Below are 22,618 nucleotides of genomic sequence, written 5' to 3' on the forward strand. Positions count from 1 at the left end.
GTAGCCGCCCCCTTCCCGACCGAAGGGGGCGGCGCCGCGTCCGCGCCACCCGACCGACAGGATCCGATGACCGTCTTCGAAGCCGCCGCCGTTCCCGGCGAGCCGCCGCCCGCGGACTCGGTCGCCCCTCGGGACTCCCGGCCGGACGCGCCGACCTCGATCGCCCGCCTGAACGCGACGATCCGCGACTTCATCACGCAGTGGGGCACCGTGTGGGTCGAGGGCGAGATCACGTCCTGGAACCTGCGGGCGGGGAACGTGTTCGCGCGGCTGAAGGACACCCGCTCCGATGCGCAGATCTCGATCCGGGTGTGGTCGAGCGTACGGCCGCGGATCCCCGCCGACCTCGCGGTCGGCGATCACGTGGTCGCGGCGGTGAAGGCGGACTACTTCGTCAAGGGCGGCGACTTCAGCTTCATCGTCTCGGCGATGAAGCACGTCGGGCTCGGCGACCAGCTGGAGCGTCTGGAGCGCCTGCGCGCGCAGCTGCGCCAGGAGGGCCTGTTCGATCCGCGCCGCAAGAAGGCGCTGCCGTTCCTGCCGCACTGCATCGGGCTGATCACCGGGGAGCGGTCGGACGCCGAGAAGGACGTGCACCGCAACGCCGAGTTGCGCTGGCCGCAGGTGCGCTTCCGCACCGAGTACGCCGCCGTGCAGGGCGACCGGTGCGTGCCCGAGACGCTCGCCGCCCTCAAGCGGCTGGATGCCGACCCCGAGGTCGACGTGATCATCATCGCCCGTGGCGGCGGCGACCCGCAGACCCTGCTGGGCTTCAGCGACGAGCGGCTGGTGCGCGCCGTGGCGGCCGCCTCCACTCCGGTGGTCAGCGCCATCGGGCACGAGAACGACCACCCGCTCCTCGACGACGTGGCCGACCTGCGTGCGTCGACTCCGACCGATGCCGCCAAGCGCGTCGTGCCGGATGTCGGCGAGCAGCGCGCGCTCATCGCGCAGTTGCGCTCGCGCGCCACCACCAGAGTGCGCCAGCGCGTTGCGCACGACATCGCCCAGCTGGAGCAGCTGCGCTCGCGGCCCGTGTTGCGCTCCCCCGACCCGATCATCGAGGGGCGGGCGCAGGAGGTGTGGCTGCTCGCGTCGCGCGGCCGGGAGACGGTGACCAGGCGCGTGGACGCCGCCCAGCGCACGACCGCCGAACTGCGCGCCTCGCTGCGGGCGCTGTCCCCGGCCGCCACGCTGGCCCGCGGGTACGCGATCGCGCATCTGGACGGCGGCGTGATCCTCCGCGACGCCGCCGACGCCCCGACCGGCGCGGCACTGACCATCACGGTCGACCGGGGCTCGCTGCGCGCCCGATCCGAGGGCGAGATCCCCGAAGACGCCTGACCCCGCCTCCCCGCGTCCCGGCATCCTTCCCCCATCCTTCCCGGCATCCATCCCCCTTTCCCGGCTTTGGGGCGGATTCTCGCGTTTGGGGCGGGTTTCTCCCGCCCCAAACGCGGAATCCCGCCCCAAACGGCTCGGTGAGGGCGCCGATCCGGCGGGCGATAGGATGGAGGGCGTGACCGCGCCCAACGACACCCCCGTCGAAACGCTGTCGTTCGAGGCGGCGCGCGATGAGCTGGTCCGCGTGGTCGCCGAGCTCGAACAGGGCGCCCCGACCCTCGAGCAGTCCCTCGCCCTCTGGGAACGCGGCGAGGCGCTCGCCGCCCGCTGCGAGGAATGGCTGCTCGGCGCGAAGCGCCGACTGGATGCCGCCCGCGATGCGGCATCCGCTCCTGGCGAGGACGACCGATGAGCAAGGCGCCGCGGATCGTCGCCGAACTGGGCCGTCCGGAGACCCCGGCGGAGGCCGCCGCCCGCAAGGCCGAGTCGAGCCGGATCTATCGTTCCAGCCAGACCTTCCGCAACCTGATCGCGGCGCTCATCGTGACCGTCGCCGTCGTCGCGGTGATCGTGTTCGCGGTCCCGCGTGGTGAGCCCGCTCCCCGCCCGGCGATCGATGTGGCCGCGGTCGCCGCAGACGTGTCGTCCACCGTGCAGCGGCCGGTCATCGTGCCGGATGTCCGGGACGGCTGGCGCGTGAACGCCGCCGAGTTGGAGAGTTCCGCCCCTGCAGTGTGGAACGTGACCCTGGCTCCCACCGGCGAGCGCGAGCGCGGCTTCATCCGCATCGCGCAAGCGTTCGGCGCCGACGTGTCGTGGGCACCGCAGCGCCTCAGCGGCATGGCGCCCACCGGCTCCACGGAGATCGCGGGCCGTGACTGGGACGTCTACGACCTCGGCGCCCGGGGCACCGCGAACGTGAGCTACGCGCTGGGCATCCAGGCCGGCCCCGACTATGTGCTGCTGTACGGCTCCCTCTCGGCCGACTCCACCGCGGAGTTCGCCGAGTCCCTGTCCCCCCAGATCACCGACCTCGAGGAGGCCGAATGACCGCGACGCTCACCCCCGCCCAGGCCTGGCAGGAGATGCTCGACGGCAACCGCCGGTTCGTCGCCGGGGAGCCGCTGCATCCCCATCAGGACGTGCAGAAGCGGCACGAGCTCGCGGCAGGGCAGGCCCCGATGGCGACGCTGCTCGGCTGCGCGGACTCGCGTCTGGCCGCTGAGATCATCTTCGACAAGGGGCTCGGCGACCTGTTCGTGGTCCGCAATGCCGGCCAGGTCGTCGCACCCGACGTGATCGGCAGCCTCGAGTACGCGGTTGAGGTCTTGAAGGTGCCGCTGATCGTGGTGCTGGCGCACGACGCGTGCGGCGCCGTGCGCGCGGCGATCGACGGCACCGCCATCGATGCGGCGCCCCTGCCCCCGAACATCTGGCGGCTCATCGCCCCGATCGTGCCCGCGGCACGCAAGGTCCTGGCCGAGAACGGCGGCACCTCGCCGGCGGACATCGACCCCGAGGTGGTCGGTCGTGAGCACCTGCGCAACACCGTGGCCGACCTCCTGCAGTCGTCCGAGCTGATCAGCGACGCGGTCGCCGAAGGCCGGCTGGGCATCGTCGGCGCGAACTACCGTCTGGCCGAGGGTACGGCCGTGCCCGTCATCACTGTTGGAATCGACACCGAGGGGCTGGGCCCCGCAGCGCAGGAGGAATCGGAATGACCGACACCGAGTACCGCATCGAGCACGACACCATGGGCGAGGTGCGCGTTCCCGTGAACGCGCTCTACAGCGCGCAGACCCAGCGCGCCGTGGAGAACTTCCCCATCTCGGGCAAGGGCCTGGAATCGACGCAGATCGCCGCGCTCGCCCGCATCAAGAAGGCCGCGGCCCTCGCGAACAAGGAGCTGGGCACGCTCGACGGCCGGATCGCCGACGCCATCGCCCAGGCCGCCGATGAAGTGGCATCCGGCAAGCACGACGGCGAGTTCCCGGTCGACACGTACCAGACCGGCTCCGGCACGTCGTCGAACATGAACATGAACGAGGTGCTCGCGACCCTGGCGTCGCGCATCCTCGGTGACAAGGTGCACCCGAACGACCACGTCAACGCGTCGCAGTCATCGAACGACGTGTTCCCCACCTCGGTGCACATCGCCGTCACCCAGGCGCTGATCGACACGCTCATCCCGTCGCTCGACCATCTCGCGGTGGCGCTGGAGGCGAAGGCCGAGCTGTGGAAGGACGCCGTCAAGTCCGGCCGTACCCACCTGATGGATGCCACCCCGGTGACTCTCGGGCAGGAGTTCGGCGGATACGCCCGCCAGATCCGCCTCGGCATCGAGCGCGTGCAGTCCGCGCTCCCCCGCGTCGCCGAGGTGCCGCTGGGCGGCACCGCCGTCGGCACCGGCATCAACACGCCGCTCGGGTTCCCGCAGAAGGTCATCGAGCTGCTCGCGGCTGAGACCGAGCTGCCGATCACCGAGGCGAAGGACCACTTCGAAGCGCAGGCGAACCGCGACGGCCTCGTGGAGACCTCGGGCGCCCTCCGCACCATCGCCGTGTCGCTGACCAAGATCAACAACGACCTGCGCTGGATGGGCTCCGGCCCGAACACCGGCCTCGGCGAGCTGCACATCCCCGACCTGCAGCCGGGCTCGTCGATCATGCCGGGCAAGGTCAACCCGGTCGTGCCCGAGGCCGTGCTGATGGTCTGCGCACGCGTGATCGGCAACGACGCGACGGTGGCGTGGGCCGGCGCATCCGGCTCGTTCGAGCTGAACGTCGCGATCCCGGTGATGGGCACGGCCCTGCTGGAGTCGATCCGCCTGCTCTCCAACGCCGTGCGCGTGCTGGCGGACAAGACCATCGACGGACTGGAGGCGAACCTGCAGCGCGCTGCCGCCTTCGCGGGTATGAGCCCCTCGATCGTCACCCCGCTGAACAAGCTCATCGGCTACGAGGCCGCCGCGAAGATCGCCAAGCACTCGGTCGCCAAGGGCATCACCGTGCGCGACGCCGTGATCGACCTCGGCTATGTGGATCGCGGCGAGCTCACCATGGAGCAGCTGGACGAGAAGCTCGACCTGTTGTCGATGACCCACCCGGGCTGAGCCCGGCTCAACGCTTCGGGGGTCGGCACGCCAGATCGCGGACCGGATGACCCCATCCGTCCGACATCCGGTATGTCGACCCCCGCGTGCGTCAGTTCTGCACATCTTGCGCCCGCAGCGCAGTCCCGCTCCGCTTCGATCGCGCGCAGATCGTCCACGCCTGGACCGTGCTTCGCGAATCGGGACAGGCCCCAGAGTCAGACCGTGACGCGCTGCCTTGCTCCCCGCAGCAGACCCAGCAGCCGCGGCACCACGATCGCCGCAACGGCCAGTGCGAGAACGCCGACCGCGATCGGGCTCTCGAAGACCACTCCGAGGTTGCCCTTTCCGATCGCGCTGGTCTGCACGAGCGCCTTTTCGAACAGAGGCCCCAGCACGAGGCCGAGCACGAAGGGCGCCATCGGCAGGTCGACCTCCTTCATGACGTATCCGATCAGGCCGAACACCAGAACCAGCCAGACGCTGAACATGTTGTTGCTCACCGAGTACGCGCCGACGAGGGAGGTCAGCAGGATGATCGGATACAGGTAGCCGTACGGGATCCGCAGCATCTGCGCGAAGGCCGGCGCGAGCGGCAGGTTGAGCACGAGCAGCAGCACGTTGCCGATGAAGAACGAGACCAACAGGCCCCACACCAGTTCCGGCTGGGTCTCGAACAGCAGCGGGCCGGGTTGCAGGCCGAAGATCGTGAATGCGCCGAGCAGCACGGCGGTCGTCGCACCACCAGGAATGCCGAGCGCCAGCGTGGGCACGAAGTTCGCGTTCGCGGCGGCGTTGTTCGCGCTTTCCGGGCTCGCGACACCCTCGATGGCACCCTTGCCGAAGTTGTCGCGGTTACGGCTCACCTTCCGCTCGATCCCGTATGCCATGAAGGATGCCAGCGTTGAACCCGCACCGGGAAGGATGCCCAGCCCGAAACCGATGCCGGACCCGCGGAGGATCGCAGGCACGGAATCCTTCACGTCCTTGCGCGTGATCACCATGTCCTTGAATCGAGCCCGGATGGGGGCGGCGGCACCGATCCGGATCTGGTGCAGGACCTCACCGAGCGCGAAGAGACCGATCATGACTTCGACGAACGGGATGCCGGACAGGAGGTTGACATTCCCGAACGTGAAGCGCGCCTCGCTGGTTCCCTGCGCGATGCCGACGGTAGCGGTGAGCAGACCTGCGACGGCCATCAGCGCACCACGCATCAGATCCTTGCCCTGGAAAGTGACGACGACCACGAGCGCCAGGATCATGATCGCGAACATCTCGACCGGCCCGAACTCGAGGGCGATGTCGGCGAGCGGTGGCGCGAGAGCCATCAGCAGCGCGAGCGAGATGATCGCGGCGACGAACGATCCGATGGCACTGATCGCCAGCGCGGCACCCGCGCGGCCTTTCTTGGCCATCTGGTACCCGTCGAGCGTGGTGACCACGCTCGCGGCCTCCCCCGGTGTCGAGATGAGCACCGAGGTGATCGTGCCACCGTATTGCGCACCGTAGTAGATTCCCGCGAGCATGATCAAGGCGGTGACGGGTTCCAGCGTGAACGTGATGGGCAGCAGCACGGCGACACCGGTGGTGGATCCGAGGCCGGGGAGCAGCCCGATCACCGTGCCCAGCAGCACGCCGACGAAGCACCACAGCAGGTTCTCCAGCGTGAGCGCGGTCTGGAATCCGAGGAGCAGGTTCTCGAGCATCAGATGAATCCGATCAGGCCGGTCGGCATCGGCACCTTGAGCAGGACGGCGAAGACGACGTGGACGACGGCGACGGCGATCACGCCGACGAGCAGTGCGACGGCGATGTGCCGGCGTTCGACGAGGGCGGCGATGCCCACCACGAGCAGGCCGAGAGCGACCAGGAGCCCGGTGACCGGCACCAGCAGAAGGGCCACCACCAGCATGCCGATGACCATCGCCAGCATCCGGTTCCGCTGATGCTGCGAACGGCCCAGCACGTCGATGTCGCTGTCGTCGGCGTCGACGGCCCGTGCCGCCACCGGCCGACGCAGCGTGGCGAGCACGTCCAGGACGGCGAGGACCGTCATGACGACACCGAGCACGACGGGCATGAAACCCGCGCCCACCTGGCCGTCCTCCTTGGTGAAGCCGTAGCCCGCACCCATGAGTGCGGCTACGACTCCCAGGACGGCCAGGGCCGCGCTCGCGGCGACCCTGGCGGTCCGGGCTGTCATGATCACTTTCCGACTACCGCCTCGAGCTCGGCCGAGTTACCGGCGAGGTACTCGGCGAACTCGTCGCCGTAGAGCGGCTTGGGCTGCATCAGGTTCTCCTCGATGTACGCGGTGTACGCGTCCGACTTCGCGAACTCCTTCGCGGCCTCGACCCAGTACTCGCGCGCTTCATCGCTGATGCCCCCGGGGGCGATGAAACCGCGGAACTGCGCGAAGGCGACGTCGATCCCCTGCTCCTTGGCGGTGGGGATGTCGGCCAGCGCCTCGTACTCGTAGCGCTCCTCGGAAAGGGCGCACAGCGCCCTGAGGTCACCGGACTCGAGCTGCCCGAGCACCTCGCTGGGGTTGAGTGATGCGACCTCGACTGTGCCACCGAGCAGCCCGGCGAGCACCTCGCTGCCACCTTCGAAGGGCACGCGGTCGAAGGTGACGTCCTGGTCCTGCTCGATCAGCGAGAAGACCACCTCGTCGAGGCTCACCGCACCGGAGACCGCCGCGACCACACCGTCGGCCTTCGCCGCGTCGACGACATCGGTGCACGTCTTGAACTTGCTGTCACCCGGGACGACGACGAGCGTGTAGTCGTCGCCGAGCTTCATGATGGGCGTGAACGACTCATGCGTGAAGCCCACGTCAGTCGTGAGCGGCAGCGCGAGCAGTGCGGTCTCGGACGCGAGCAGGTAGTTGCCGTTGCCCTCCTGTGCGAGGAAGTGCGAGTAACCCACTGCGCCGGACCCGCCCTCGCGGTTCTCGACGGTGATGGTGGCGCCGGTCGCATCCTCCAGACCGCTGGCGATCGCGCGGCCGGAGACGTCCGAGCCTCCACCAGCCGCGAACGGGACGATCATCCTGACGTCCTGGGGCTCGAAGGCGGTGCCGCCCTCGTCGGCGCCCGCAGGCTGCTCGCCTCCGGAAGAACAAGCCGTGAGTGCCAGGGCCGATGCGGCGCTGATGGCGAGTAGTGCGAATCGTGACTTCATTGTCTTTCCTTATCTGTCGGGTCGGGTATGTCGGGTCAGGAGGCAGTGCGTGCTGCCCGGGCCTGGGCGCCGACGCCTACCGCGGTGCGGAAGGCGTGCTCGTAGGCGCCAGTCGATGCGGTACGGGTGCCGACCACATCGAATGCGGTGCCGTGCGCGGGGGTGCACACCGGCACACTGAGACCGCCGGCCATGGTGACGCCGCGATCGAAGCCCAGCAGCTTCACCGCGATCTGGCCCTGGTCGTGGTACATCGTGAGGACTCCGTCGAAGCCGCCGTCACGCGCCTTGAGGAAGATGGTGTCGCTCGGGAACGGCCCCGTCGCATCCACGCCGCGCTTCTGCAACTCCTCCACCGCCGGCGCGATCACGTCGATCTCGTGGCGGCCGAACTTGCCGGATTCGCCGGCGTGCGGATTCAGCGCGCACACGCCGATCCGGGGCTTCTCGATGCCGCGCGCCTGCAGCACCCGCTCGAGCAGTTCCGCGCGCTCGACGATGAGGTCGAAGGTGATCAGGTCAGCGACCTCCGCGATCGAGCAGTGGCTCGTGACCCGACCGGTGACCAGCTCAGGCAGGATGTTGAGTTCCGTCGCGGAAGTTCCGTCGTCGAGCACTGTCTCGAACCACGACATCTCGTCGTTCTCCGTCATCCCCGCGAGGTGCAGCGAGGACTTGTTCAGCGGTGCGAAGACGATGGCGTCAACCTCACCCTGCTTCGACAGTTCGAGAGCTCTGCGCAGGCTCGCCATGGCCCACAGCCCGCCCTCGCGGGTCGGCTGCTTACGAACGAAGCCGCCGGCGGGCCGCTCGCCGCCGTTCTCGATGAGCTGCGGGATGCCGGTGCCGGCTTCCCGCGTCCAGGCGAACTCGACGCCCGCGTCGGCCATCGCGGCGATCAGCTCCTGCTCGTCACCGATCAGAAGGATGTCGGCCGCCTCGGCGGATGCCGGATCCGCGAGTTGACGCGCCACGAGTTCCGGTCCGATGCCAGCGGGGTCACCGAAGGTCAGGGCGATGCGGGGGCGAGCGGTCATGATGATCCTTTTGTTGCGACGGGTCAGGAAATGGTCAGTGCGGCAGAAGCCGGGGTGGCGGCGCGTTCGGCCGCAGCGAGAACGTCGCGGATGTAGCGCTGGTTGGTGGCGCACACGCCGAGGCTGTCCCCGCCGTACTGCTCGCACAGGATGATCCCGTCGTAGCCCACGCCGACGGCGTCCTGCAGTACCTGCCGGTAGTTGATGACGCCCGCCTCCATCGTGGCCGGTGCGCTCGTGGCCCACGATCCGTCCGGAGCCTCGTCACGGGTGTAGTTCTTGACGTGCCAGTAATTCGCGTACGGAAGCGTCTTCGCATACACATCCCGCCAGTCCTCCACGGGACGGTGCAGCCGGACCAGGTTGCCGACGTCTGGATTCAGGCCGACGTTGTCGAGTGCGATCTCCTCGACGAGTCGTACAGCGGAGTCGGCAGTGCCGAGGTAGGTGTCCTCATACATCTCGAGGGATACCCGAAGCCCCACCTGCGCCGCATGCCGCCCGAGATCGCGCAGACGGGCGACGGCGAGTTCCCACGTCGCCTGGTCGCCCACCGGGTCCTTCGCGCCGTCGACAGTCCAGAACCAGAGCGCACGGCGTTGAGCCCGCGTGAGCGGCTGGTGCAGGCCGGTGGAGAACACGCTCATCCCCATCTCGGCGGCGGCGTCGATGGTCCGGTGCGCGTATTCGAGGTTGCGTTCGCCACGCCCGGGCTCCACGACGCTCTGCCGCTGGACGTGCACGGATGGGAGCGTCACGCCGCGCCCGGCCGCGATCGACACGAGTTCGGCACGCTGCGAGGACGTGAGGTCGGCGGGGCGGATGTGCGAGTCGGAGAGTTCGGCCAACGCGAAGCCCACCGAGGAGACCTGCGCGAACGCCGCATCCCATGCGTCCGGCCCGGCCTCGTGCAGGCTGCGGCCGTCGGCGAGGACGCTCGGGATGCCGTGCAGGCAGGTGGCGACCGGCCATTCGGCGGCGGGGAACGCGGGCATCTCACTCCATCGTGGTCTGGGCTCTGCTCATCTCGGCGGAACCGTCTTTGAGAATCCTATAGGAAATAGTCTATAGAAATGCAACCCGCGTGCGCATCTTCGTTTCCGACCCCGCACAGGGGCAGGGAGGCTCGTCGAGGGCGGCGCGGAGCATGCCACACTGCCCAATGCCCGGCGCAGGCAGGCCTCGTTCAGCCGCAGATGGGCGCGGCTGCGGGAGAGCGGAACTGTCAGCGGTCGGCGTCCGCCTCACGCAATGAACGATCACGCACGCCCTCGATATGCGCACGCATGGCCTCCCGCGGAGCGTCCGGCTCGCCCGACTCGAAGGCGGCGAGGATCGCCTCGTGCTCGGCGTGCGCCTCTTCGACATCGTTCGCGCCGCGGATCACAGCCTGCCGCAATCGATGGGTGAGCGCGCCGAGATCGCTGTGCATGCCCATGATGTACCGGTTTCCCGCGGCCCTGAGAATGACCCGATGGAACTCGGCGTCAGCGGCGAAGTAATCCTGGGTCTCGCGCACAGTCGCCGTCCCCGCGCGCATGGCGTCCGCGATCCGCGCCGTCCACTCCTCATGCCGTGCGTGAGCGGCCCGGAGATCAGGGAGCAGCTCGCCCGCGTGCGGCGTCGCCAGTCGTGTCGCCTCCACCTCCAGCATCAACCGCGCCGCGAACAGCTCGTCGAGCTGGTCGGGGGCGAGCGGCGGCGCCACCCGATATCCCTTCAGCGCCTCGCGCGTCACCAGCCCGGTGCGCTCGAGCTGCACCATCGCCTCGCGCACCGGGGTCGGGGAGACGTCCAGCTCGCGAGCGAGTGTGTCGATCGAGAGGCGCGAACCTGGCTCGACGCCGCCGTCGAGCAGCAGTTCCAGGATTCGGTCGTACACCTGGTCACGCAGGCCGCGCCGCTCCACCTCCGTCACGCGCCGCGGGACCACTGCATTCATCGCGTCTCCTCAATCTCGAAAGCCTCGTCGAGAATTCTGCCGAATGCGGCGGGGTTGTGCGCGAACCGGCCCAGGAACATGCCGTCCACGACGTCGGCAATCCGCGCGAGCAGCCCAGGGCCGGCGCTGCCACCGTAGATCACCCTGGCCCTGAACGGCCCGTCGGCGAGCTGCTCCTGCAGCGCCGATGCGACCGCGCGGATGTGGTGATCCTCCGCAGGCTCAGGCGCGCCGATTGCCCAGACCGGTTCGTAGGCGACGACCAGTTCGCCGGTCGTGCCGTCTCGCGTCGCCCGGGCGAGCGATGCTTCCAGTTGGGCGATACAGGCTGCGGCAGCGGCGCGGTGCCCACTCCGCTCACTCTCGCCGATGCAGAGCAGTGGGGTCATGCCGTGTTGCAGGGTCGCCGCGACCTTCTTGGCGACAGTCTCATCGGTCTCGCCGAAGAGCGTCCGGCGCTCGGCGTGTCCGATTTCCACCAGAGACACGCCGTGCTCGACGAGTTCCGCGGCCGACACCTCGCCGGTGTAGGCGCCGGCGTCTTCCCAGTGCACGTCCTGCGCGCCGACTCGCATCCCGGCCGGCCCGGCGATCGCGACGACCTCCGGAATCGACGGGAAGCTGGGGATGACGAACGGCTCGACCAGCCCACTGCGCACGGCGGGATGGGTGGCGCAGACCTGCGCCACGGCCGCCGTCCACTCCCGCGTGCGTTCGCGCCCGAAGTACATCTTCAGACTCGAGCCGATCAGCATCCGCTCAGCCCTCGTAGGCGCAGATGTCGTCGACGTTTGCCTGCGAATGGCTCGACGGGTCGAACGTGTAGGTCAGCCACTCCGCCGCGAGGCGGCGCGCGAGCTCTACGCCGACCACGCGCTGTCCCATGCACAGCACCTGCGCGTCGTTCGAGAGGATCGAGCGCTCCACCGAGAACGAGTCGTGCGCCGTGACGGCACGGATGCCGGACACCTTGTTCGCCGCGATGGCGACACCGAGCCCGGTGCCGCAGATGAGGACCGCGCGGTCAGCCTCGCCGCGCGCAATGCGCTCGGCGGCTTCGATGGCAACCTTCGGATAAGAGGTGGTCCCTGCCGCGTCGTCGACTCCGACGTCGACGACTGATTCGACGAGCCGGTTCGCTTCGAGGTCGCGTTTGATGATCTCCTTGTAGTCGTAGCCGGCTTTGTCGCTTCCGACGATCAGGCGGAATGCCATGTGATCAGTTCTCCTTCTGTGGGGTGAGTGTGGGCTGAGCGGCGAGGATGCCGTGCACCGTGCGGCACACGAGGGCGAACGAGATCGCCCCGGGGTCCGGCGTACCGATGGACCTGTCACCGTGTGATCGAGCGCGGCCCATCGTCGCGGCGAGCGCCGCAGTCGCCTGCGCCGCTCGATCCGCGGCCACCGCGGCGTCGCCCCACGCGTCCCGCAGGCGTCCGCCGTCTGAGATCCGGGTCGCGAGTTGCTCGGCGAAGGGGACGATGGCGTCGACCATGGTCTTGTCGCCGACCTTCGCCTTGCCGAAGGACATCACGGCGTCCTTGGCCGCCGTGACCCCTTCGGCGACCACCCGAGCGGTCACCGGCTGATCGTCGCCGAGGTGTCGGCCGAGCGTGCGGAGCATCTCAGCCCAGATCGCGCCGCTCGTCCCACCGGCGCGGTCGCTCCACGCCTCTGCCGCGCGTTCGAGGGTCGTCCCGGCTCCCGCATCGCGGTCCGCCGCGGCACGGGCCGCCCCGGCGCCCGCCCGTGAGCCGCGTTGCATCCCGATGCCGTGGTCACCGTCGCCGGCCACCTGATCGATGCGTCCCAGCTCATCAGCAGCAGCGTCGATGGCCTCCGCGACCGCCTCGAGCGCGTTGGCCGCCAGCTGCGCGGCGGAGCGGGACGCGGGGCTGGACTCGGGGACGACGCTCGCATCCGCCGCTTCCCGGAGAACGGGTACCACGCGGCGACGCGCCTCTGTGGATCCCTTCCGGTATCCGGGTGTGTCCGCGAGAGCACTCCACAGCCTCTCCAGCTCGTCATCGAGCCACAGCAGCGTCAGTGAGAGTCCCGCCATATCGAAGCTCGTGCACAGTTCGCCGACCTCGGGCTCGACGACGGTGAGACCGCGCTTCTCGAGCAGCCTGTGCACGCGGCGGTACACGACGAACAACTCCTCGTACTTCACCGAGCCCAGCCCGTTGAGCAGTGGCACCACGCGTGCGCCCGACGGGTCGACAGCATCCGGGACCTCGTCGAGGAGCGCGTCGACCAGCAGCGCCGCCAAGCCGTCTGCCGTCGGCACGTCCACCTCGTCGATGCCGGGCTCGCCGTGGATTCCGAGGCCGACGGCCATGCGGCCTTCGGGCACCGTGAACAGCGGTTGTGCGGCGCCGGGAAGTGTGCAGCCGGTGAAGGCCACCCCGAACGAACGGGTCCGCGCATTCGCGTGGCGCGCGACGCGCTCGACACCGTCCAGGTCGTATCCGGCCTCGCATGCAGCACCCGCGGCCTTGAAGACGGCGAGGTCGCCGGCGATACCGCGACGCTTGTGGATCTCGTGCTTGGGCGCGCTCCAGATGTCGTCTGTCACGGTGACAGTGCGCACGTCCACGCCCTCGGCGCGAAGTCGCTCCTGCGCCTGGTCGAAATGGAGCACGTCGCCGGCGTAGTTGCCGTAGCTCAGCAGCACGCCGCGCCCGCGGTCCGCGGCCTTCGCGATCTGGTACACCTGATGCGCCGACGGCGAAGCGAAGAGATTGCCCATCGCGGCGCCGTGTGCGAGCCCCGTGCCCACGAGACCACCGAAGGCGGGATAATGCCCCGACCCTCCGCCGATGACCAGGGCGACGGTGGGTTCCTCTGCCTCTGTCGTCCTGATGACGCCCCCGGGAACCTGCTGCACCCAGCGCGAAGCGGCGAGGGCGAAGCCCTCGATCATCTCGTCGGCGAAGTCGTTCGGGTCGTTGAACAGACGCGTCATCGCGTTCCTCCTCGGATCGGGCGCAGAGCCGGAGCTCGCTGACTCAATATCCTATAGGAAATTTAATCAGTCCGAAGAATGGCGGTTCAGAGAAGGTTGACCGCCCGCAGACACGTGATGCGCGACCGGACGATGGGTCCGATCGCGCATCCGTTCAGGAGTTCTGCGTCTCGCGCCCGGGGCGCATCCGCAATGGCGTCAGCTGAGCTCCCCGCCCTCCAACAGTTCTGTGACCAGCGCCGCGATCGCAGAGCGCTCCGACCGCTGCAGCGTCACGTGACCGAACAGGGCGTGCCCCTTCAGCGTCTCGATCACGCTTGCGATGCCGTCGTGGCGGCCGACGCGCAGGTTGTCGCGCTGCCCGACGTCGTGGGTGAGCACCACCCGCGAGTTCTGGCCCATCCGGCTCAGCACGGTGAGCAGCACGTTGCGCTCCAGCGACTGCGCCTCGTCGACGATGACGAACGCGTCGTGCAGCGAACGGCCTCGGATGTGCGTGAGGGGCAGCACCTCCAGCATCCCGCGAGCGACGACCTCTTCGAGCACGTTGCCGGATACGACAGAGCCGAGCGTGTCGAACACTGCCTGGCCCCACGGGTTCATCTTCTCGCCCTGGTCGCCGGGCAGGTAGCCGAGCTCCTGCCCGCCCACGGCGAACAGCGGTCGGAAGACGATGATCTTCTTCTGCTGCTGCCGCTCCAGCACCGCCTCGAGCCCGGCGCACAGGGCGAGCGCCGACTTGCCGGTGCCCGCCCGGCCGCCCAGCGAGACGATCCCGACCTCCGGGTCGAGCAGCAGGTCGATCGCGATGCGCTGCTCTGCGGAACGGCCGTGCAGACCGAACACCTCGCGGTCTCCGCGCACCAGCCGGTACTCGCCGTCTCCCGTGACCCGCCCGAGCGCGGATCCGCGCTCGGAGTGGATGATCAGTCCGGTGTTCACCGGCACGCCGCGCACGGCGTCGCTGAGGCCGATCTCGGTCTCGTACAGGTCGCTCATCTCGTCACCTGACAGATCGAGCGACCCGATGCCCGTCCAGCCGGAGTCCACCGCCTGCTCGGCGAGGTATTCCTCCGCCCGCAGGCCCAGCGCGGCGGCCTTGACCCGCATCGGCAGGTCCTTGGAGACGATCGTGACGTCCTGCCCGTCCTGCGCGAGGTTGGCGGCGGTGGCCAGGATGCGGCTGTCGTTGTCGCTGAGACGGATGCCGGCCGGCAGCACCGACATGTCGGCGTTGCCGAGCTCGACCCGCAGGGTGCCGCCCTGCCCGACCTCCACGGGGAAGTCCAGCCGGCCGTGCTCGATGCGCAGCTCGTCGAGGTGACGCAGCGCCCGGCGTGCGAAGTAGCCCAGTTCGGGATCGTGCCGCTTGCCCTCCAGTTCGGTGATGACGACGACGGGCAGGACGACGGAGTGCTCCGCGAAGCGGAACAGCGCCTGCGGATCGCTCAGGAGCACCGAGGTGTCGAGCACATAGGTGCGAAGACCGGTGTCCTCGCTCGCCGCGGGCCGCGAGGCTGCGGCCTGGAGGTCGGACGACTGGTGCGCTGTACGTGTGGTCACGATCCACTCCCGACCCGGGATGATCCCGGTTCTGCTGCGAGTCGACCTGGGCCACGAGTCGCGAACCTTCTGGCCGACTCGACCGGGCACGGTGCCCGATGCCTTGACCGTACGACCGCCCCGTCGAAGGCGACCGCTCCGACACGCCGCGGGCCGGATTAACCGATCGTGAACGTCTCGTTGCGGAATGCCGCGATCGCGTCGTCCAGCATCCGCAGCGTCTCGTCGTCGGTGCCGGCGTGCGCGGACACCCGCACCGCATGCCCGCGGGCCGTCACGGCGACACCGGCGTTCACGAGTTCGGCGGCGAGGTGGCCGGGTTCGACGGGCAGCAGCGAGACGATTCCGGCGCGCCACGCGCTGCCACGCGGGGACGCCACCCGGATGCCGTGCCGGTCGGCGATCCGGATGATCTCACCCACCCGGTCGGCGATGCGCTCCTGGATCGCCGCGACGCCGGCATCCTGAACCTCCCGCACGGCGACCTCCAGACGGCCCGCGGCGATCGGGTCCGGCGCACTCACGGTGAACGCCCTGGCATCGGAGGCGGGCGCGGGGCGTTCGTCGGCGTACACGCCGTCCGCCGCCGTGCCCGTGATGCCGCTGAGCACGGGCACGATCCGCTCACGGGCACGGTCGGAGAACCGCGCGAAGCCGGTGCCGCGCCCGGCGCGCAACCACTTGTACCCGTGCCCGACGACCACGTCCGCTGCGGCGTAGTCGTCGTCCACGACGCCGAACGACTGCACGGCGTCGACGATGAGCAGCCGGTCGGGGCCGAGCACGTCACGCAGTGCACCCAGGTCGGCGCGGTACCCGGTGCGGAAGTCGACGTGGCTCACGGCGAGGGCGGTCACGTCGTCATCGAGCGCGGCGACGACGGCATCCGGGGTGACCTGCCCCTCGTCGGGGGTGACCCAGCGAGCCACCAGCGCTCCGCGCGACGCGTGCGCCGCGCGGTCCAAGGTCAGGCTGATGCTGGGGAACTCGCCGGTCGCCGCGATGACCGTACCGGAAAGCCCGAACAGCGCCTGCATGAGCCCGTGCGTGGACGAGGGCTGCAGGGTGACCTCGTCGGTGCGCGCGCCGAGCAGGTCCGCGACCGCCTCCCGGGCCTGCACGCCCCGCTCCCCCACGAGAGCGTGCGCCGAGGGCCGCATCCCGCCGAGAAGGTCGGCGTCGAGCGCCGTCTCCGCCCGGACGGCCGGCGACAACGGACCGAACGCCGCCCAGTTCAGGTAGCCGGGTTCGTCGCCGAAGGAGGCGACGTAGTCGTCGAAGGCGCTCATCCCGTCAGTCTGTCACCGCGCGGGCGGGCGCGGTACGCGAACCGAGCGCGGCGCGAGCCTGCCGGTCAGCGCCCGAAGCGGCGGTCCCGGTCGGCGTAGTCGCGGATGGCGCGCAGGAAGTCCACCCGGCGCAGGTCGGGACCGAGCGCCTCGACGAAGTAGAACTCGCTGTGCGCGCTCTGCCACAGCAGGAAGTCGCTGAGCCGCTGTTCGCCGCTGGTGCGGATGACGAGGTCGGGGTCGGGCTGCCCGCCGGTGTAGAGGTGCTCACCGATCATCTCGGGGGTGAGGTGCGCGGCGAGGTCGTCGAGGGTGCCGCCGGAGGCGTTGTGCTCGGCGATGATGCTGCGCACCGCATCGACGATCTCGTTGCGTCCGCCGTAACCGACAGCGAGGTTCACGTGCAGGCCGGTGTGGCCCTGGGTGCGCGTCTGCGCCTCGTCGAGGACGCGGGACAGTTCGGCGGGGAGGATGTCGGACCGGCCGACGTGCTGCACTCGCCAGCGTCCATGCTGCGAGAGGGTGTCGGCGAGTTCGGCGATGATCTCGATGAGATCGCCGATCTCCTTCGAGTCGCGCTTGCGCAGGTTGTCGCTGGACAGCAGATACAGCGACACGACACGCACGCCGAGCTCGTCGCACCAGCCGAGGAACTCGCGCATCTTCGCGGCCCCGGCGCGGTGACCCTCGGCCGCCGAGGAGTAGCCGAGTTGGCGGGCCCAGCGCCGGTTGCCGTCGATCATCATCGCGACGTGGTGCGGTACGGATGCCGGATCGATCCGCCTGCGCAGACGATTCCCGTAGAGCCGATAGAGGGGTCCTCGCCCCGAGCTCTCGCGTGCACTCACGTGGCTACGCTACCGCCCTCGGCTGAGCATCGCCGGGAGGCACAGGATATGTACGGCCGAGGGCATGCGCCGCGTCCTAGAGTGAGCGTGTGAGCTCCCCCTCCGCAGACGGCGCCGACGTTCCCCAGCTCCCGCTGATGGATGCCGCGGCGAAGGACGCCGCCGTCGACATCAAGCCCACCTGGCGCGGCTGGATCCACGCCGGGACGTTCCCCGTGGCCGTCATCGCAGGCATCGTCCTGATCGCCCTGGCGCAGGGCGGCGCCGCCAAGACCGCCGCGGCGGTGTTCATGGTGACCTCGATGCTGCTGTTCGGCAACTCGGCCGTTTACCACCGGTTCGACTGGGAGCCGAAGATCAGGCTGCTCCTGAAGCGCGTCGATCACGCGAACATCCTGCTGCTGATCGCCGGCACCTACACCCCGATCGCCACGCTCGCCCTGGCGCCCGAGAAGGGTCTGCTGCTGCTGTGCCTGGTGTGGGCGGGGGCCGTGGTCGGCATCCTGTTCCGGGTGTTCTGGATCAACGCGCCGCGCTGGCTGTACGTCGCGCTCTACCTCGCCCTGGGGTGGGCGGCCGTCATGTACATGGGCGACCTGTTCGTCGCGAACGTCGCGATGATGGTGCTGGTGTGCGTGGGCGGACTGCTATACACCGCCGGGGCCGTGGTGTACGCCATGAAGCGCCCCAACCCGTGGCCAGGGCACTTCGGCTTCCACGAGATCTTCCACGTGTGCACGGTGCTGGCGTTCCTGTGCCACTGGACCGCCTGCCTGCTCATCTCCCTCGACCCGCACACCCCGTCGCTCGGGATGCCGGGCTGAGAACCCGTCGACGAACAAGGAGACACATCATGGCCGACGTCGAGAGCTTCACGCTCGACCACACCGCCGTCAAGGCGCCGTACGTGCGTCTGATCGGCGTCGAACACGGGCCGAAGGGCGACGCCATCTCGAACTTCGACGTGCGCTTCGTGCAGCCGAACGAGGGCGAGATCCCCACCGCCGGGCTGCACACCATCGAGCATGTGCTGGCCAGCGCCCTGCGCGACCGCATCGACGGCGTGATCGACATCTCGCCGTTCGGATGCCGCACCGGTTTCCACCTGATCATGTGGGGCGAACCCGCGGTGGCGGACGTCGTCGCCGCGGTGCGGGGCGGGCTGGAGTTCATCGCCGGGCCTGCGCAGTGGGACGACGTGCCGGGCGTCTCGGCGGTGGAATGCGGCAACTATCGCGACCACAGCCTGCACAGCGCAAAGGAATGGGCCAAGCGCATCCTCGAGCAGGGGATCAGCCAGGACGCCTTCGAACGCGTCGGGGTCTGACGGGTCAGTCCCGCCGGGTGTCGGACGTCCCGGCATCCGGGTCGCCGCCGGTGTCGCGCGGGCGCGCGCCGTCCTCCGCCGCGGCGTTCGCGGCGGCCTCCTCCGCGTCCAGCTCCTCACGGACCTCGGCCCGGTAGCGGACCCGGCGGATGCGGCGATTCATGTCCCAGATCAGCAGCACCACCGCGACCAGCAGCAGGACGATGATCGCGAAACCGGCGAAGCCCGGCGTCACGGACTCCGGATCGACCGTCATCGACGGTGTCGGCATCGGGGTCGCATCGCCGAACGGGAGCATGGGTCCGCCTTTCCTGCACAGGTCGCATAACCTGGAACTCCAGCCTATCCGCCGCTCGAGACGCAGGAGACCCGTGACCACCGCCCGTGAGCTCGAGGAACGCTACGGCCGCACCGGCCGCCGCCGGATGCCGTGGATCGTGGCCGGCGTCGTGGCCGCAGCGGTCGTGATCGGGTTCGGATGGATGACGGTGACGTCGTCGATGAGCGCCGTGGACGCCGACGAGCTGGGGTTCGACGTGGTCGACGAGCACAGCGTCACCCTGCGTTTCCAGGTCACTGCTCCGGGGGGCTCCGACGTGATCTGCGCGGTCGAGGCGCAGGACGAGGAGTTCGGCGTGGTGGGCTGGAAGATCGTCGAGATCCCGGGCGGCGAGAGCCACGCGCAGGCGCTCAGCGTCAGCATCCCGACCGTCGCACTGGCGACCACCGGTTTGGTGAACACCTGCTGGGTCGCCTAGAATCGAGCGCAAGATGACCGACGCCCCGGCCCACGCCGGGGCGTCTTGGCATATCCCCGGGCCCGCATGCCGGACCCGGAATCCTCACAAGCCCCCTCGGGGGCCCGCACGAAGGAGCACGCTGTGTCCACCGACGCTCAGGTACCTTTCCTCACCCAGGAGGCCTACGACCGGCTCGTCGAAGAGCTCGAGTACCTCTCCACCACCGGCCGTGACGAGATCGCGCAGCGCATCGAGGCCGCCCGCGAAGAGGGCGACCTCAAGGAGAACGGCGGCTACCACGCCGCCAAGGACGAGCAGGGCAAGCAGGAGGCGCGCATCCGCACCCTCCAGCAGCTGCTGAAGACCGCGAAGGTCGGCGAGGCGCCCACCAGCCGTGGCGTCGTCGAGCCGGGCACCGTGGTCACCGCGATCGTCGCCGGTGACGAGGAGACCTTCCTGCTCGGCAGCCGCGAGATCGCGGCGGGCAGTGACCTCGACGTGTACAGCGAGGCCAGCCCGCTCGGCCAGGCGATCCTCGGCCTGAAGATCGGGGAGAAGTCGTCGTACGAGGCGCCCAACGGTCGTCAGATCTCGGTCGAGATCACCGGTGTGGAGACCTACACCGGCTGACCCTCTGCCCTACATTCACCGTCCGTTTGGGGCGGATTCTCGACGTTGGGGCGGCTGTGTGCCGCCCCAAACGCGAGAATCCGCCCCAAGCCCGTCTTGAGGGGTTTCGCCATACGGGTGACCCGTCTCGGGGTCAGTCGGGGACGATGACGGGCTCGAAGCCCGCCTGGCGCAGCGTGTCGAGCGTGAGCTGGGTGTGCTCGGTGCCGCGGGTCTCGATGCTCATCTGCAGGATGACCTCGCTGATCTGCAGCCCCTGCCCATGCCGGGTGTGCAGCACCTCCATGACGTTCGCTCCCACCTGCGCGAGCAGGTCGGACACGCGGGCGAGCTGCCCGGGCCGGTCGGGCAGCGGGATCCGCAGCGTCACGTAGCGGCCAGCGGCGGCCAGACCGTGCGCGACGACGCGCTGCAGCAGCAGCGGGTCGATGTTGCCGCCGGACAGGATCGACACGGTCTTGCCGCTCTCGCGCACCTTCCCGGCGAGGATCGCCGCTACTCCCACGGCTCCCGCGGGTTCCACGACGACCTTCGCCTGCTCCAGCAGCACGAGCAGCGCGCGGGCGATGTCGTCGTCGCTGACGGTCACGACGTCGTCCACCTGATCCCGGATGATCTCGAACGGCACCGCACCGGGCTGGGCGACCAGGATGCCGTCCGCGATCGTCGGCTGGGTGCGGATCTCGACCGGATGCCCGGCCGCGAGCGACGGCGGCATCGCCGCGGCGTTCTCGGCCTGCACGCCGATCACCCGCACGGTGCGGCCGGCCCGCGCGGCCGCGGCCTTGACGGCCGCCGCGACGCCGGCGATGAGTCCGCCGCCGCCGATGCCCATCACGACGGTGTCCACGTCCGGCACGTCCTCGAACACCTCGAGCCCGAGGGTTCCCTGCCCGATCACGACGTCACGGTGGTCGAAGGGGTGGATGAGCACCGCACCGGTGCGCTCCGCGAACGCCGCCGCGAGCTTGAGCGACGTGGCGACCGTCTCCCCCTCCAGGACCACCTCGGCACCGTAGCCGCGCGTGGCGAGCAGCTTCGGCACCGGGACGCCGAGCGGCATGAAGATCGTGGCGGGGATGCCGAGTGCCTGCGCCGCGAGTGCCACGCCCTGCGCATGGTTGCCGGCCGACGCGGCGACCACGCCGCGGGAGCGCTCCTCCGGCGTCAGCTGGGCCAGCCGGTAGGTCGCACCGCGGATCTTGAACGAACCGGTGCGCTGCAGGTTCTCCATCTTCAGCACGACCGGCGAGCCGAGCACCTCACTGAGCGCGCGGGAGGACAGTGCCGGCGTGTGCGAGATCACGCCCGCCAAGCTCTCGGCCGCGGCGGTGAACTCCTCCAGGGTCGGAGTGGTCGTCATCGGGTCCTCCTCTGCCGCTCGCGCGGCACCGTGCTCCAGATCAGTTCTGCGTTCGGCCGTTCACCGGTGCGCCACGACCCCGTGCTGATCGTGACCGCGGCGACGTTGATGAACGCGGCCAGCGGCACCGCGAACAGCGCGCCGGGGATGCCGGCGATCATGGCGCCACCGGCGACCACGAGTACGACCGCGAGGGGGTGGACCTTCACTGCGGAGCCCATCAGGATCGGCTGCAGGATGTGTCCCTCCACCTGCTGCACGAGCAGCACCACACCCAGCATCGCCAGCGCGATCAGCGGGCCGTTGTAGACGAGCGCCAGGAACACGGCGATGGCGCCGGTGAGCACCGCACCCACGATCGGGACGAACGAGCCGAGGAAGACCAGCACGGCGACCGGGATGGCCAGCGGCACACCCAACAGCGCCGCGCCGATGCCGATACCGATCGCGTCGATCGCGGCGACGAGGGCCTGCGTGCGGGCGTAGTTCACGATCGTCGCCCAGCCGTTTCGCGCAGCGGCGTCGGCGGCGGGGCGCGCCTTGCGCGGGAACAGCTGCAGCGTCCAGCGCCAGATGCCCGCGCCGTCCGCGAGCAGGCAGATCAGGATGAACAGCGACAGCAGCGCGCCGGTGACGACGTGGGCCGCGGTGCCGGTGACGGCGACGCCCGCGTTGACCAGCCAGGACGCCTGCTCGTTGAGCAGCGCGAAGCCCTGCTGGATGTACTCGTCGATCTGCTGCGACGTGAGATGCAGCGGCCCGTCCAGCAGGAACTGCCGGAACTGTTCGATGGCGTTCGCGGTCTTGGCCTGCACATCGGGCAGCTGCTCGCGGATCTGCCAGACCACGAGCCACAGCAGCCCGGTCACGATGCCGAGTGTGCCGATCAGCGCCAGTGTGATCGCGAGCCAGCGCGGGAATTTGGCGCGCAGCATGAGCTCGAACGCCGGCCACAGCAGGGCGGTGACCAGGATGCCGACCAGCAGCGGGATGACCAGCAGCTTCAGGAGCATCACCAGCCAGATGAACACGCCGATGACGGCGGCGATCACCAGCATCCGCCAGCCGTAGCCGGCGGTGACGCGCAGCCCGAACGGGATCGCTTCGTCGGCGGCCGTGGTCACGGTGCGGTCGGTGGCGGGGGGTGTGTAGCGGAACGGGTTTCGGAATCTCGGCCTGCGCTCGTCGCTCATTGTGCAATTCTACGGTCCGCCCGCGATGTCCCCCCTCGCCGATACGCTGACCGGGTGACGGGCAGCCAGAAGAGCCGCAGGGCTCAGACGCTCAGCG

Annotated in this window: 24 protein-coding genes; 9 read left to right on the forward strand and 15 right to left on the reverse strand. The window is 69.6% G+C overall.

Annotation, left to right across the window (positions count from 1 at the left end):
• Positions 1–66 precede the first annotated feature (66 nt).
• From xseA to RIF65_RS00410, 5 genes are all read left to right on the forward strand, one after another.
• Positions 67–1,344: an exodeoxyribonuclease VII large subunit gene (xseA, locus tag RIF65_RS00390; protein ID WP_309066542.1), complete on the forward strand. Its 1,278-nt coding sequence runs from the start codon at positions 67–69 to the stop codon at positions 1,342–1,344.
• A gap of 166 nt (positions 1,345–1,510) precedes the next feature.
• On the forward strand, positions 1,511–1,756 hold the full coding sequence (locus RIF65_RS00395) for an exodeoxyribonuclease VII small subunit (protein ID WP_375142102.1): 246 nt from the start codon (positions 1,511–1,513) through the stop codon (positions 1,754–1,756).
• Positions 1,753–2,394 carry a DUF4245 family protein gene (locus RIF65_RS00400; protein ID WP_309066540.1) on the forward strand — a complete coding sequence of 214 codons (642 nt, stop codon included), beginning with the start codon at positions 1,753–1,755 and terminating at the stop codon, positions 2,392–2,394. The genes RIF65_RS00395 and RIF65_RS00400 overlap by 4 nt, the downstream gene beginning before the upstream one ends.
• On the forward strand, positions 2,391–3,065 hold the full coding sequence (locus RIF65_RS00405) for a carbonic anhydrase (protein WP_309066539.1): 675 nt from the start codon (positions 2,391–2,393) through the stop codon (positions 3,063–3,065). Before RIF65_RS00400 ends, RIF65_RS00405 begins: the two co-directional genes overlap by 4 nt.
• Positions 3,062–4,456, forward strand: a complete 1,395-nt coding sequence (locus tag RIF65_RS00410; protein ID WP_309066538.1) for a class II fumarate hydratase — start codon at positions 3,062–3,064, stop codon at positions 4,454–4,456. The genes RIF65_RS00405 and RIF65_RS00410 overlap by 4 nt, the downstream gene beginning before the upstream one ends.
• A 197-nt stretch (positions 4,457–4,653) precedes the next feature.
• Here the strand turns inward: RIF65_RS00410 and RIF65_RS00415 are convergent, their stop codons facing one another.
• The 12 genes from RIF65_RS00415 to RIF65_RS00470 all read right to left on the reverse strand — a co-directional run bounded on the left by RIF65_RS00415 (position 4,654) and on the right by RIF65_RS00470 (position 17,268).
• The gene (locus RIF65_RS00415) at positions 4,654–6,144 is read right to left on the reverse strand and encodes a tripartite tricarboxylate transporter permease (RefSeq protein WP_309066537.1); all 1,491 of its coding nucleotides are present in this window, start codon (positions 6,142–6,144) and stop codon (positions 4,654–4,656) included.
• Positions 6,144–6,641 carry a tripartite tricarboxylate transporter TctB family protein gene (locus RIF65_RS00420; RefSeq protein WP_309066536.1) on the reverse strand — a complete coding sequence of 166 codons (498 nt, stop codon included), beginning with the start codon at positions 6,639–6,641 and terminating at the stop codon, positions 6,144–6,146. The genes RIF65_RS00415 and RIF65_RS00420 overlap by 1 nt, the downstream gene beginning before the upstream one ends.
• A 2-nt stretch (positions 6,642–6,643) precedes the next feature.
• Complete coding sequence (locus RIF65_RS00425; RefSeq protein WP_309066535.1) at positions 6,644–7,621, reverse strand: tripartite tricarboxylate transporter substrate binding protein; 978 nt, start codon at positions 7,619–7,621, stop codon at positions 6,644–6,646.
• A gap of 35 nt (positions 7,622–7,656) precedes the next feature.
• A complete protein-coding gene (locus tag RIF65_RS00430; RefSeq protein ID WP_309066534.1) occupies positions 7,657–8,658 on the reverse strand; it encodes a 4-hydroxythreonine-4-phosphate dehydrogenase PdxA in 1,002 nt (333 codons plus the stop codon).
• Between the two features lie 23 nt (positions 8,659–8,681).
• A complete protein-coding gene (locus tag RIF65_RS00435) occupies positions 8,682–9,653 on the reverse strand; it encodes a sugar phosphate isomerase/epimerase family protein (RefSeq protein ID WP_309066533.1) in 972 nt (323 codons plus the stop codon).
• A 230-nt stretch (positions 9,654–9,883) separates the two neighbouring features.
• Positions 9,884–10,600, reverse strand: a complete 717-nt coding sequence (locus RIF65_RS00440; RefSeq protein WP_309066532.1) for a GntR family transcriptional regulator — start codon at positions 10,598–10,600, stop codon at positions 9,884–9,886.
• Positions 10,597–11,355, reverse strand: coding sequence for a triose-phosphate isomerase family protein (locus RIF65_RS00445; RefSeq protein WP_309066531.1), 759 nt, complete (start codon positions 11,353–11,355; stop codon positions 10,597–10,599). The genes RIF65_RS00440 and RIF65_RS00445 overlap by 4 nt, the downstream gene beginning before the upstream one ends.
• A 4-nt stretch (positions 11,356–11,359) precedes the next feature.
• Complete coding sequence (locus tag RIF65_RS00450; protein WP_309066530.1) at positions 11,360–11,815, reverse strand: ribose-5-phosphate isomerase; 456 nt, start codon at positions 11,813–11,815, stop codon at positions 11,360–11,362.
• 4 nt (positions 11,816–11,819) lie between these two features.
• The gene (locus tag RIF65_RS00455) at positions 11,820–13,568 is read right to left on the reverse strand and encodes a dihydroxyacetone kinase family protein (RefSeq protein ID WP_309066529.1); all 1,749 of its coding nucleotides are present in this window, start codon (positions 13,566–13,568) and stop codon (positions 11,820–11,822) included.
• Positions 13,569–13,766: 198 nt separating this feature from the next.
• Positions 13,767–15,041, reverse strand: a complete 1,275-nt coding sequence (locus RIF65_RS00460; RefSeq protein WP_309066614.1) for a PhoH family protein — start codon at positions 15,039–15,041, stop codon at positions 13,767–13,769.
• Positions 15,042–15,289: 248 nt separating this feature from the next.
• On the reverse strand, positions 15,290–16,420 hold the full coding sequence (locus RIF65_RS00465; protein WP_309066528.1) for an aminotransferase class V-fold PLP-dependent enzyme: 1,131 nt from the start codon (positions 16,418–16,420) through the stop codon (positions 15,290–15,292).
• Between the two features lie 65 nt (positions 16,421–16,485).
• Positions 16,486–17,268, reverse strand: a complete 783-nt coding sequence (locus tag RIF65_RS00470) for an isoprenyl transferase (protein WP_309066527.1) — start codon at positions 17,266–17,268, stop codon at positions 16,486–16,488.
• Between the two features lie 137 nt (positions 17,269–17,405).
• On the opposite strand from RIF65_RS00470, the gene trhA reads away from it, so the two are divergent.
• Both trhA and RIF65_RS00480 read left to right on the forward strand, forming a co-directional pair.
• Positions 17,406–18,092 (forward strand): PAQR family membrane homeostasis protein TrhA, encoded by a 687-nt coding sequence (gene trhA, locus RIF65_RS00475; protein WP_309066613.1) that lies wholly within the window; start codon positions 17,406–17,408, stop codon positions 18,090–18,092.
• A 29-nt stretch (positions 18,093–18,121) separates the two neighbouring features.
• Entirely contained in the window at positions 18,122–18,595 is a 474-nt protein-coding gene (locus tag RIF65_RS00480) for an S-ribosylhomocysteine lyase (protein ID WP_309066526.1), read from the forward strand.
• A 4-nt stretch (positions 18,596–18,599) separates the two neighbouring features.
• On the opposite strand, the gene RIF65_RS00485 is transcribed toward RIF65_RS00480, so the two are convergent.
• Positions 18,600–18,893, reverse strand: coding sequence for a hypothetical protein (locus tag RIF65_RS00485; RefSeq protein ID WP_309066525.1), 294 nt, complete (start codon positions 18,891–18,893; stop codon positions 18,600–18,602).
• Between the two features lie 73 nt (positions 18,894–18,966).
• On the opposite strand from RIF65_RS00485, the gene RIF65_RS00490 reads away from it, so the two are divergent.
• Both RIF65_RS00490 and greA read left to right on the forward strand, forming a co-directional pair.
• Positions 18,967–19,353 (forward strand): DUF4307 domain-containing protein, encoded by a 387-nt coding sequence (locus RIF65_RS00490; RefSeq protein ID WP_309066524.1) that lies wholly within the window; start codon positions 18,967–18,969, stop codon positions 19,351–19,353.
• Positions 19,354–19,476: 123 nt separating this feature from the next.
• Positions 19,477–19,965 (forward strand): transcription elongation factor GreA, encoded by a 489-nt coding sequence (gene greA, locus RIF65_RS00495; protein WP_309066523.1) that lies wholly within the window; start codon positions 19,477–19,479, stop codon positions 19,963–19,965.
• A gap of 133 nt (positions 19,966–20,098) precedes the next feature.
• Here the strand turns inward: greA and ilvA are convergent, their stop codons facing one another.
• Both ilvA and RIF65_RS00505 read right to left on the reverse strand, forming a co-directional pair.
• On the reverse strand, positions 20,099–21,328 hold the full coding sequence (gene ilvA / locus RIF65_RS00500; RefSeq protein ID WP_309066522.1) for a threonine ammonia-lyase: 1,230 nt from the start codon (positions 21,326–21,328) through the stop codon (positions 20,099–20,101).
• A complete protein-coding gene (locus RIF65_RS00505; RefSeq protein ID WP_309066521.1) occupies positions 21,325–22,521 on the reverse strand; it encodes an AI-2E family transporter in 1,197 nt (398 codons plus the stop codon). Before RIF65_RS00505 ends, ilvA begins: the two co-directional genes overlap by 4 nt.
• Between the last annotated feature and the right edge of the window lie 97 nt (positions 22,522–22,618).

The organism is Microbacterium sp. (genome assembly GCF_031180975.1).
Classification (GTDB): Bacteria; Actinomycetota; Actinomycetes; order Actinomycetales; family Microbacteriaceae; genus Microbacterium.